This is a genomic window from Methylobacterium sp. EM32 (genome assembly GCF_040593685.1).
Classification (GTDB): Bacteria; Pseudomonadota; Alphaproteobacteria; order Rhizobiales; family Beijerinckiaceae; genus Methylobacterium.
On sequence record NZ_JBEXZS010000237.1, the window covers coordinates 1 to 9,792 of the forward strand.

Sequence of the window (9,792 nt, forward strand, 5' to 3'; positions counted from 1 at the left end):
CGTGGGGATCGAGGGAGGGGTGTCGAGGGTGTGGCGCTGTCTCCCCTCTCCCGTGTGGGAGAGGGGCCGGGGGTGAGGGTGCTACGGCTGTGAGTCAGGCTCTGACCGGTCCGCTGCCAGCACGACGGTTCGAGCTTTGTGCGGAAGCGTGTCACCCTCACCCCTACCCCTCTCCCACACGGGAGAGGGGATCCCGCGCCCTATGAGCGACCGCTCACGCCGCCTTGCGGCGTTCCGCCATCACCTGCGCCATGGTGGTGCCGAACGCGCCCGGGCTCGGCGCTACGGTGAGGCCGAAGGAGCGCATGATCTCGGCCTTCTCGGCGGCGCTGTCGCCGGCCGCCGAGATGATCGCGCCGGCGTGCCCCATCTTGCGGCCCTTGGGCGCCGTGAGCCCGGCGACGAAGCCGACCACGGGCTTCCTCATGTTGGCCTGGATCCAGGCCGCGGCCTCGGCTTCCTGCGGCCCGCCGATCTCGCCGATCATCAGCACGGCGGCAGTGTCGGGATCGGCCTCGAACAGGGCGAGGTGGTCGAGGAAGGACGAGCCGTTGATCGGATCGCCGCCGATGCCGACCGAGGTCGAGATGCCGAGGCCCACCGCCTTCATCTGCGCCGCGGCCTCGTAGCCCAGCGTCCCGGAGCGGGAGATCACCCCGACATTGCCCTTCAGGTAGATATGGCCCGGCATGATGCCGAGCATCGCCTTGCCGGGGGAGATGATGCCGGCACAGTTCGGCCCCACCACCATCGGCCGGCGCTCCCGCGGGTAGCGCCGCAGGTAGCGCTTGACCCGCATCATGTCCTGCGCCGGAATCCCGTCGGTGATCGAGCAGATCAGCCGGATGCCGGCATCGGCCGCCTCCATGATGGCGTCGGCGGCGAAGGGCGGGGCGACGAAGGTGATGCTCGCCTCGGCACCGGTCTCCTGCACCGCCTGGCGCACGGTGTCGAAGACCGGCACGCCGTGCTCGCTGCGCCCGCCCTTGCCCGGGGTGACGCCGGCCACGACCTTGCCGCCGTACTCGATCATCTCGCGGGCGTGGAAGCTGCCCTTGTCCCCGGTGATGCCCTGGACCAGGATCCGGGTCGTCTCGTCGATCAGGATGCTCATCGGACGCTCCCCTCAGTTCTGGGTGCGGATGGCGGCCACCGCCTTCTCGGCGGCCTCCGTCAGGGTGTCGGCGGTGATGAGGTCGAGGCCGCTCCGCTCCAGGATCGCCTTGCCGGCCTCGACGTTGGTGCCGGCGAGCCGCACCACCAGCGGCACGCCGATCTTCACCTCGCGGGCGGCCTGGACGACGCCCTCGGCGATCCAGTCGCAGCGGTTGATGCCGGCAAAGATGTTGACCAGGATCGCCCGCACGTTCGGGTCGGAGAGGACGAGGCGGAACGCCGTCGCGACTCGTTGCGGCGAGGCGCCGCCGCCGACATCAAGGAAGTTCGCCGGCTCGCCGCCGGCATGCTTGATCATGTCCATGGTCGCCATGGCGAGGCCGGCGCCGTTGACGATGCAGCCGATCTCGCCGTCGAGGCCGATGTAGTTCAGGTTGTGCTCGGCGGCCTGGGCCTCGCGCGGGTCGCTCTGCGAGGGATCGTGCATGTCGGCGATGTTGCGGCGCCGGAAGAGCGCGTTGTCGTCGAACGACATCTTGGCGTCGAGCGCCAGCACCCGGTCGTCCCGGGTCACGACCAGCGGGTTGATCTCCAGCATCACGGCATCACAATCGCGGAACGCGCGGTACGCGCTCATGATCGTCTTCACGGCAGCGCCGACCTGCTTGATGTTCAGGCCGAGCTGAAAAGCCAGTTCCCGCGCCTCGAAGGGCTGGAGGCCGACCGCGGGCTCCACCACGACCTGGAGCAAGGCCTCCGGATCGGTCGCGGCGATCTCCTCGATGTCCATGCCGCCGGATTTCGAGGCCACGACCCGCACCCGCTCGACCTTCCGGTCGAGGACGATGCCGAGATAGAGCTCGCGCTCGAACGGGTCGGCGGTCTCGATATAGACCCGTTGCACCGGCTTGCCCTCGGGGCCGGTCTGGTGGGTGACGAGGCGGCGCCCCAACAGGTCGGTCGCGGCGTCGCGGACCTCGTGGGTGGTGCGGCAGAGGCGGATGCCCCCGGCCTTGCCGCGGGCGCCGGCATGGATCTGCGCCTTCACCGCCCAGTGCCCGCCGCCGAGCTCGGTCGCGGCGTAGACCGCCTGGTCCGGGCTGAACGCCACGGCACCCTTCGGGATCGGCACGCCGAAGCTCGCGAGCAGCTCCTTGGCCTGGTACTCGTGCACGTCCATGGCGTCCTCCTGGGTTTTGGGCAAAGGCTCCCTGTTCCGGGCGCGAGGGGATTCCCCGCGCCCGGCTGAAAGCTCGGTGCGTTGCTTTGACTGGTCGCCCGGTTATTGCGCCAGGCGCGCCGACCGTCAGGTCAGCTTCGACTTCACCAGGCCGTAGACCCGCTCGGTCAGGGCGTCGGCCCCGTCGAGCGCCCGGGCGAGGTCGGCGAGGCGATCCTCCGCAAAGGTCCGGTCCTCGATGGCCTTGGCGTTCACGTAGACGTTGAGGGCGGCGCTGCGCAGGCCGGCCTGGGCGGCCAGCACGGCGACGCCCGCGTCGCTGACGACGTTGAGGTTGCCGCGCTCGGCGATGCCCTCGCAGAGGTCGATCACCGCCCGGCAGGTCCTGGCGCAGGCGAGCGGCACGTCGGTGGCGAGCCGCAGGGCGTCCTGGATCGCGGCGGCGCGGGCCGCCTTCTCGTCGTCGGTCGCCTTCGGCAGCCCGTAGGCGCCCATCACCGCGTCGAAGGCGCTCACGTCCTCGGCGATCATGCCGGTGAGCTCGGCCCGCAAGGCTTCGGCGCGGTCGCGGGTCGCGATCATCTCGGCCTCGACCTCGGCATACTTCTTCTTGCCGATGGTGAGGTTGCAGACCATCGAGACCAGGGCGGCCCCCATGGCGCCGGAAATCGCCGCCGCGCCGCCGCCGCCGGGGGTCGGCCGCTCGCTCGCCAGTGCGTCGAGGAAGCCCGGGATCGTGTCCTCAGAAGCCGTCATCACGCCATCTCTTTCGCGAGCGCGTAGATCTCTTCCGCGTCGAGGACCAAGTCGGTGCTCTCGAACAGCTTAGCGATGCAGGCCCGGTGCAGCTTGAGCTTCAGGCCCCCGATGCCGAGCGCGCCGAACACGGTCTTGCCATGGCGGTCCTTGCCCTTGTCGGTCGCCTCGATCCCGCCGAAGCCGAGCGGCGGCTGGGCGTTGTAATCGGCGATGAAGGCGAGGCTCCTGGCGGATTGCCACTGCGCCTCGGAGACCAGCTCCAGCCCGATCGCGCCGGCCGAGAACGCGACGTCGGCCTCGCTGATTGCCGCCCCGCGGGACTCGGCATCCGGGGTCTCGATCGCCCGGATCGCGACCTTGAACCGGGTCTCGATGGCCTTGGCGGCCTCCTCCGCCTTGGCGAGGTTACGCCCGGCGAGGGTCACGCTGGCGCCTTCCTTCGCGAGGAGCGCCGCCGAGCGCATGCCGACCGGGCCGGTGCCGGCGAGCACCACCGCACGCTTGCCCTGGAGCGAGCCCGCCGCCTTGGCGACGAGCGCCACGCCCGCCGCCGCGGTGGTGTTCGAGCCGTTCGAATCGAGCATGCACGAGACCCGGAACGGGCCGAAGAAGCGCTTGCGCACCGCCTTGAACACCGCCTCGCCGGCCGCCATGCTGCCGCCGCCGACGAAGATCGCGGTCGATTTCTTCTCCGCGCCGCCGCGGGTGTAGATCGTGCCGTCGACGAGGGCCCCGACATTCTCCGGGGTCACGTTGGGGTAGCCAGTGATGATGTCGGCGCCGCCGTCGTAGCCCACCACCACGTCGAACACGCTGGGCATCGGGTCGGTGTCGAACTGGAACAGGAGTTTCTTCATCGTCGTCCTCTCCGCCGCGGGCGTGCCGCCTGCGCGGGGTCTCCGTTGGTTTGCGAGAGCGGGTTAGAGCATTTTCCGACGAAGTGGAAACCGGTTCGTCGAAGAAAATGCGGCGAAATCAAAGACCTAGAGAGCTTCGCGATCGCCGCGCGGTCGTGAGGCTCTCCAGCGCCCCGTCCCGCCCTACTCCACCACGTTCTGCGGCCGGCCGGCCACGAAGGCCTCGATGTTGTCGATGACCTGGTCGGCGAGGATCTGCATGCCCTGCTTGCTGGCCCAGGCGACGTGGGGGGTGATGATGAGGTTCGGCAGGTCGAGGGCGAGCAGCGGGTTGTCGTCCCGCGGCGGCTCGCTGGTCAGCACGTCGAAGCCGGCGCCGCCGATCGTCCCGGCGGTGAGCGCCTCCGCGAGGGCGGCCTCGTCGACGAGGCCGCCGCGGGCGGTGTTAATCAGGATCGCGTCGCGCTTCATCCGCGCCAGCTCGTCCCGGCCGATCATGTTGCGGGTCTGCGGCGTCAGCGGCGCGTGCAGGGTGATCACGTCGCTCTCGCGCAGGATCGTGTCGAGGTCGACGAGACCGGGTTGGGGCATCACGTCGTAGGCGATCACCCGCATGCCGAGCGCTTCCGCCCGCTGGCCGATCGACTTGCCGAGCGCCCCGTAGCCGACGATGCCGAGGGTCGAGCCGGCGACGTCCCGGATCGGGTAGTCGAAGTAGCAGAAGTGCCGGGCCCGCCCCCAGTCGCCGCGCCGGACCGAGTTGGCATAAGGCACGATCGCCCGGCGGAGCGCGAAGATCAGCCCGATCACGTGCTCCGGCACGGTGTTGAAGGCGTAGTTGCGGACATTAACGAGCGTAATGCCGCGCGCCTTGGCGGCGGCCTTGTCGACCACGTCGGTGCCGGTGGCCGCGACCGCGATCAGCTTCAGGTCCGGCAGCTGGGACAGGGTCTCCTCGCGCATCGGCACCTTGTTGATGATGGCGATGTCGGCGCCTTGCAGCCGCGCGACGATCTCCCCGGGCTCCGTCACGGCGTGCTCGACGTAATCGTGCGGGAAGTTCGGGCGCCGCAACTCGGCGTCCAGGGTCTCGCGGTCGAGGAAGACGATGCGGTGGGACATGTCGGTCTCCGGCACCCCGGCATGGCGGGGCATGGCACGGCAGAATGGCACGGAGGGTGGGGGTGTGGCAGCGGGTTTAGAGGTCGGTTGCGGGTTTCTCGTCTCCCCGCGAGCGCAGGATTGTCCGGCGAAAGCAGAGCGCGGGCTCATCCCTCCCCCCTCTGCGGGGGAGGGTGGCCCGGCCGTGAGGCCGGGTCGGGAGAGGGGACGCCGCTTCCGGAGATGTCGCGACCATGTAACGGGCGCCAACTGGACCAGCGTCGCGCTGCCCCTCTCCCGGCCTACTCCGTAGGCCACCCTCCCCCGCAGAGGGGGGAGGGAAAACCCGCCACTCACTCCCCCACCCGCGTCTCCCGAAAGTGCTCCTGCGCCGCCGCGACGCCGCTGCCGGGCTCGATGCGGATGCCGGCATCGCGCATCGCCATCTCGGCCCCCGAGAGGGCGCCGAGCAGCATCAGCTCGTTGAGGTCGCCGAGATGGCCGATGCGAAAGAGCTTGCCCGCCACTTTCGACAGGCCGGCCCCGAGGGCGAGGTTGTAGCGGCGATAGGCGAGGCTGATGACCTCGGCGCCGTTGATCCCCTCGGGCACCATCACGGCGCTCACGGTGTCCGAGTGCCATTGCGGGTCCTTGGCGCATAGGGTCAGCCCCCAGGCCCGCACCGCCGCGCGGGCGCCGTCGGCGAGCCGGCGGTGACGGGCGAAGACCTGCTCCAGCCCCTCCTCCTCCAGGCAGCGCAGGGCCTCGCGCAGGCCGTAAAGCAGCGGCAGCGGCGGTGTGTAGGGGAAGTAGCCGGTGGCGTTGGCCTTCTGCTGGTCGGAGAACTCGAAATAGGCGCGGCGGCACTCGGCGGTCTTCGCGGCCTCGAGCGCGCGCTTGCTGGCGCAGACGATGCCGAGTCCCGCCGGCAGCATCAGGCCCTTCTGCGAGCCGGTGATGGCGCAGTCGACGCCCCACTCGTCGGCCCGGAAGTCGATGCTGCCGATCGACGAGACGCCGTCGACGTAGAGCATCGCCGGGTGGCCCGCCGCGTCGATCGCCCGGCGCACCGCGCCGATGTTGGAGGTGACGCCGGTGGCGGTCTCGTTGTGGACCACCAGCACGGCCTTGATCCGGTGCTCGCGGTCGGCCCGCAGGGCCTCCTCGATCCGCGCCGGATCGGCGCCGGTGCCCCATTCCTCGTCCTGGACCACGACGTCGAGGCCGACCCGCTGGGCGAGGTCGATCCACAGGGTGCTGAACTGGCCGAAGCGCGGCGCCAGCACCCGGTCGCCGGGGGAGAGCGTGTTGGTGAGCGCCGCCTCCCAGGCGCCGGTGCCGCTCGACGGGAACAGGAAGACCTGGCCGTCGCGGGACTTGAAGATCTTCTTCGTCTCCTCGAACAGCGGCAGGACCAGCTCGGGGAAGACGGGTGAGCGATGGTCCTCCATCGGCACGATCATCGCGCGCTGGACCCGCTCCGGCACGTTGGTCGGGCCCGGAACGAAGAGGAAGTTGCGTCCCGGGCGTCTCGATCCAGCCATGGTGTCTCCTCCGGCCCTGCGGGCTGACCCATCCGGACGGAGCCCGTCCGGTATCGTGAATTGGTTGCGCGCCGCCGGCCATCTCGTGACGGATCGCTCGGGTTGATCGGCGCGGGCGCGGTAGACCCGAAGAGCAGGCGGCGTCTCGCCGCCGCCCGCTGCCCCGGATCGCCGTGTCGAGGGCGACTATGCGGGCGCCTACGCGACAAGGAAAACTGAAAAAACTGAGCCTCACCTTCGAAAAATTTGAAACCCGCCGGACAGCTTGGCCGAAAGGGGTAGGCGGCTGCGCCTTCCGCCGCACGGCCTAATCTAGGCTTCGCCGTATCGGCAGTATTGCTCACAAAAGCCGCAAACATTATCGAATGTGATCAGCGGTTCCGATCACGACGGATATGCATCGGCCCAACGATGCAACGGGTCGGACCCGGGGGGAGACTACACATGACCGCGACCAGCGTGGGCTCAGGGTTCACACGCGCGCGGCCGCGCACGGTGCGGCGCTGGCCGACCTACAACCTGTTTCGCCGGCGCGCGGAGCCGGACCTGGTCTGCGCGGTGCCGAACGACTTTCCGGTGCCGGCCTTCGTCACCGGCGAGGCCTGGACCTTCGCGGGCAGCATCGACGCCCCGTCCGCGGCGCCGCCCGGCTTCTCGGCCGAGATGGCGGAGCGCGGCGCCGAGACCTGCGGCTTCCACCTGTTCCACCAGCTCCCGGCCGCTGCCGCGACCGTGGAAGCGTGGCAGGCCGCCTGATCCGCTTTTTCTTGAGAACCAGAGCCGGGGTTCGCGCATTGTCTTGGCAAGCAACGCTTTGGCAAGACACGCCCCGCACCGGAGTGCTCGAGATGCTTCTCAAGACCGTCATCGCGGCCGGCCTCGTCCTGGCCGGCTCCGCGGCCGCGCGCGCCGAGGGCACCAGCCTCGATCAGGCCGGCATCCCGGCCCTCGACGTCCCGGGCTTCACACAGAGTGTGCCGGCCGGCATGCCGCTCTTCTCCGCCCTGCCCCGCATGGCGCCGGGCGCCGAGGTGGATGTGCGCGGCATCGACACCAGCGGCCTCGTGGCCTTCGGCCCATCGGTGCCGCAGATGATCGACCCGAACGCCGACATCGCCACCGGTACGCTGAAGAAGTAACGAAATTTGACCAGGGCAACCGGCCCGGGTCACGTGGAGCTGTGTGACGGGTTGCATCGGTGTTGAACCGATACGCATACCGACATCTCTGCCCGTCGTCCCGGGGCTCGCCGAAGGCGAGAACCCGGGATTCATAACCGCTGACGGTGCAGAACCCGGCTCGATGCGTTCCGCCTCGCCCTGAAACCTCAGCGTTTATGGTTCCCGGGTTCCGCTGCGCGGCCCCGGGATGACAGTGAGGGCTGCCTTGCGGTCAGCCCCCATCGAGCGGAGTGTCAGGCGCTCAACGCCGCCACCCGCGCCGCGGCCTCGAACTCGGCCCGCCTCTTGGCGAGGCGCTCCCCGGCCTCCGCATCCTGCCCCCAGACCTCGGCCTGGAAGGTCTCGTCGACATGGGCGGCCGCCCACCCCTCCTGCGGCGTCAGGCGGCCGTGGAGGACGGCGAGCGCGATCAGCAGCGACCCGGTGAGGGTCGTCATCGAGTGCAGGCCGGCCAGCGCCGTCGGGGTGTCCACCGCCTCGATGGCGCGCCGCAGGGCAGCGACCGACTCCGCCGGCTGGGTGACGTGCATCACCCCCTCGCTCAGGATGAACCGGGCGCCGAGCGCCTCCCGGGCCCAATCGAGCACCGGGTCCCAGGCCGCGGCTTGCGCGGCCACGAGGCGGGCCGGATCGCCGGCGCGGTAGACGACGAGGTCGGTGCCCGCATAGGCCGAGAGGTCGTCGATCACCGCCTCGCGCCGCTCGGCCACCCCGTCGAGGGCCGAGTTGACAAGGCGGGTGAGCGGCATCCGCGCCGGATCGATGAACTCGGCTTGCGCGCCCCACTCCTCGGCGAGCGCCGCGGCGAGCGCCGCCTGCGGCACCGCGAGGCGGCGGCGGGCGGGGGTATGGGCCGGGCGGCCGTCGAGGACGAGGCGGTAGCCGTCCTCGGCCTCGGCGATGCCGGCCTCGGTGTAGAAGCGCTTCGGCAGCGCGGGCTTGGCGGATTGGCGGGCGGCGCGGACCGGGTCGGGCTGAGCCTCCGGATCCCCGAGCCAGTCGCGGGTCACGTCGTTGGTCATGGGACGAAGATAGGGCCTCCGGGCGGCGGTTGCGAGACGGCTCTCAGGCCGCCGCGATCCGGGCGAGCAGGGCGGATTCGAGTTCCGAAAAACTCTCCATCACCGCATGCGCCCCGGCGGCCCGCAGGGCGTCCGGCGTGTGATAGCCCCAGGCGACCCCGAGGGCGGAGACCTGGGCACCCCGCGCCATCACCATGTCGTAGGTCGAATCGCCGATCATGATCGTCCCGGCCGGTGCGGCGCCGGTCTCGGCCATTGCCTGTTCGAGCATCGCCGGATGCGGCTTCGAGGGGGCGTCGTCGGCGGTCTGCACGGTCGCGAACCAGCCCTCCCAGCCGTGGAGGCTGAGAAGATGGTCGACGCCGCGACGGGACTTGCCGGTGGCGATGCCGAGCTGCACCGCCGGCTCGCGGTTGAGCCGCGCGAGCAGGGCGGCGGCGCCGGGAAACAGCGTCTCGCGGATCTCGGCCCGCGCCCGCAGCCGACCGAAGGCCTGCTTGTAGGCCTCTGAGAGCGCCACCACCGGCCCGTCGGCGCCGACGAGGGCGGTGAAGGCCTGCGGCAGCGATAGCCCGACCACCGACAACGAGCGCTCCCGGCTCGGCGCCGGCAGCCCGACCGATGCGAAGGCCTCTCCTTGCGCTGCCACGATCATGTGCTGGCTGTCGACGAGGGTGCCGTCGACGTCGAAGACGATGAGAACCATGGGGGTACGGGTCGCCTCGCTGTCGCGCCGGGGGCGGCCCGGCGGCCCTCAGGGCTTGGCGCGGGCCGGCTGCTGGCCCGGCTGGATCCGCTCATAGCCCAGGCGGCAGCGGATCAGGAAGCGGCGTCGCGCACCGCCCTTGAGGCTGCGCCGCTGCGAGGCGCGGTTGCAGGCGGCGTAGCTCGGGCGCCGCCGCCGGGGCGTCGCCGCGCGCTCGGGCGTCGCTGGCCGGGCGGCCGGAGCGCTCCCCTCCGCCGGCGCCGCGCGGCCGTCCTGGTGGCGCCCATCCGGCCGGGCCGACGCTGTCTCTTTTACACCTCTGAACC

General features: G+C 70.7%; 11 protein-coding genes. 2 read left to right on the forward strand and 9 right to left on the reverse strand.

Annotated features, from left to right (window positions below):
- Window positions 1-214 precede the first annotated feature (214 nt).
- The 6 genes from sucD to ABZT49_RS29980 all read right to left on the reverse strand — a co-directional run bounded on the left by sucD (window position 215) and on the right by ABZT49_RS29980 (window position 6,557).
- A complete protein-coding gene (sucD, locus tag ABZT49_RS29955; RefSeq protein ID WP_355291647.1) occupies window positions 215-1,114 on the reverse strand; it encodes a succinate--CoA ligase subunit alpha in 900 nt (299 codons plus the stop codon).
- Between the two features lie 12 nt (window positions 1,115-1,126).
- Window positions 1,127-2,296 carry a malate--CoA ligase subunit beta gene (locus tag ABZT49_RS29960; RefSeq protein ID WP_355291649.1) on the reverse strand — a complete coding sequence of 390 codons (1,170 nt, stop codon included), beginning with the start codon at window positions 2,294-2,296 and terminating at the stop codon, window positions 1,127-1,129.
- A gap of 126 nt (window positions 2,297-2,422) precedes the next feature.
- Entirely contained in the window at window positions 2,423-3,052 is a 630-nt protein-coding gene (fchA, locus tag ABZT49_RS29965) for a methenyltetrahydrofolate cyclohydrolase (RefSeq protein WP_355291651.1), read from the reverse strand.
- A complete protein-coding gene (locus ABZT49_RS29970; protein ID WP_355291653.1) occupies window positions 3,052-3,912 on the reverse strand; it encodes an NADP-dependent methylenetetrahydromethanopterin/methylenetetrahydrofolate dehydrogenase in 861 nt (286 codons plus the stop codon). Before ABZT49_RS29970 ends, fchA begins: the two co-directional genes overlap by 1 nt.
- A 183-nt stretch (window positions 3,913-4,095) precedes the next feature.
- Complete coding sequence (locus tag ABZT49_RS29975; protein ID WP_355291655.1) at window positions 4,096-5,034, reverse strand: D-2-hydroxyacid dehydrogenase; 939 nt, start codon at window positions 5,032-5,034, stop codon at window positions 4,096-4,098.
- Window positions 5,035-5,366: 332 nt separating this feature from the next.
- The gene (locus ABZT49_RS29980; protein ID WP_355291657.1) at window positions 5,367-6,557 is read right to left on the reverse strand and encodes an aminotransferase class V-fold PLP-dependent enzyme; all 1,191 of its coding nucleotides are present in this window, start codon (window positions 6,555-6,557) and stop codon (window positions 5,367-5,369) included.
- A gap of 444 nt (window positions 6,558-7,001) precedes the next feature.
- On the opposite strand from ABZT49_RS29980, the gene ABZT49_RS29985 reads away from it, so the two are divergent.
- Together ABZT49_RS29985 and ABZT49_RS29990 are read left to right on the forward strand one after the other, a co-directional pair.
- Entirely contained in the window at window positions 7,002-7,313 is a 312-nt protein-coding gene (locus ABZT49_RS29985) for a hypothetical protein (RefSeq protein ID WP_355291660.1), read from the forward strand.
- Window positions 7,314-7,405: 92 nt separating this feature from the next.
- The gene (locus ABZT49_RS29990; protein ID WP_355291662.1) at window positions 7,406-7,696 is read left to right on the forward strand and encodes a hypothetical protein; all 291 of its coding nucleotides are present in this window, start codon (window positions 7,406-7,408) and stop codon (window positions 7,694-7,696) included.
- A 275-nt stretch (window positions 7,697-7,971) separates the two neighbouring features.
- On the opposite strand, the gene ABZT49_RS29995 is transcribed toward ABZT49_RS29990, so the two are convergent.
- From ABZT49_RS29995 to ABZT49_RS30005, 3 genes are all read right to left on the reverse strand, one after another.
- Window positions 7,972-8,760, reverse strand: coding sequence for an ATP12 family protein (locus ABZT49_RS29995; RefSeq protein WP_355291664.1), 789 nt, complete (start codon window positions 8,758-8,760; stop codon window positions 7,972-7,974).
- A 43-nt stretch (window positions 8,761-8,803) separates the two neighbouring features.
- Window positions 8,804-9,466: an HAD-IA family hydrolase gene (locus ABZT49_RS30000; RefSeq protein ID WP_355291666.1), complete on the reverse strand. Its 663-nt coding sequence runs from the start codon at window positions 9,464-9,466 to the stop codon at window positions 8,804-8,806.
- 48 nt (window positions 9,467-9,514) lie between these two features.
- The coding region (locus ABZT49_RS30005) for a hypothetical protein (RefSeq protein WP_355291668.1) at window positions 9,515-9,792 on the reverse strand (278 nt) is incomplete at its 5' end.

Bases quoted from the DNA above. Each gene is read 5' to 3' on its own strand.
- sucD (WP_355291647.1), bottom strand. From the start codon at position 1,114: ATGAGCATCCTGATCGACGAGACGACCCGGATCCTGGTCCAGGGCATC.
- ABZT49_RS29960 (WP_355291649.1), bottom strand. From the start codon at position 2,296: ATGGACGTGCACGAGTACCAGGCCAAGGAGCTGCTCGCGAGCTTCGGC.
- fchA (WP_355291651.1), bottom strand. From the start codon at position 3,052: ATGACGGCTTCTGAGGACACGATCCCGGGCTTCCTCGACGCACTGGCG.
- ABZT49_RS29970 (WP_355291653.1), bottom strand. From the start codon at position 3,912: ATGAAGAAACTCCTGTTCCAGTTCGACACCGACCCGATGCCCAGCGTG.
- ABZT49_RS29975 (WP_355291655.1), bottom strand. From the start codon at position 5,034: ATGTCCCACCGCATCGTCTTCCTCGACCGCGAGACCCTGGACGCCGAG.
- ABZT49_RS29980 (WP_355291657.1), bottom strand. From the start codon at position 6,557: ATGGCTGGATCGAGACGCCCGGGACGCAACTTCCTCTTCGTTCCGGGC.
- ABZT49_RS29985 (WP_355291660.1), top strand. From the start codon at position 7,002: ATGACCGCGACCAGCGTGGGCTCAGGGTTCACACGCGCGCGGCCGCGC.
- ABZT49_RS29990 (WP_355291662.1), top strand. From the start codon at position 7,406: ATGCTTCTCAAGACCGTCATCGCGGCCGGCCTCGTCCTGGCCGGCTCC.
- ABZT49_RS29995 (WP_355291664.1), bottom strand. From the start codon at position 8,760: ATGACCAACGACGTGACCCGCGACTGGCTCGGGGATCCGGAGGCTCAG.
- ABZT49_RS30000 (WP_355291666.1), bottom strand. From the start codon at position 9,466: ATGGTTCTCATCGTCTTCGACGTCGACGGCACCCTCGTCGACAGCCAG.